We start from the raw sequence: 248 nt of genomic DNA, 5'->3' as shown, positions 1-248 counted from the left end.
CGCGCAGACGCAGCATCTGGGCAACTACACGTTTGCTGTGATCCGCGAGCTGGTCGACGACATCGTCACCGTGAGCGATGCGGAGCTGGTGAGCATGATGCAGTTTTTCGCTGGCCGCATGAAGGCGGTGGTTGAGCCCACCGGCTGCCTGGCTGCCGCTGCCGCGTTCACCGGCAAGGTGGATGTGGTGGCCAAGCGCGTCGGGGTGATCATTTCGGGCGGCAATGTGGACTTGCCGCTTTTCGCCA

General features: G+C 63.3%; 1 protein-coding gene. It reads left to right on the top strand.

Annotation, left to right across the window (positions count from 1 at the left end; all coding sequences use genetic code 11):
* Positions 1 to 248, top strand: a 248-nt coding sequence (locus RVY79_RS20980; protein ID WP_317466542.1) for a pyridoxal-phosphate dependent enzyme, incomplete at both ends; no start/stop codon positions are given.

Source organism: Chromohalobacter sp. HP20-39 (genome assembly GCF_033052815.1).
Lineage (GTDB): Bacteria > Pseudomonadota > Gammaproteobacteria > Pseudomonadales > Halomonadaceae > Chromohalobacter.
Note: the sequence above shows the minus strand (reverse complement) of the source record. Positions and strands in the feature narration are given on the sequence as shown.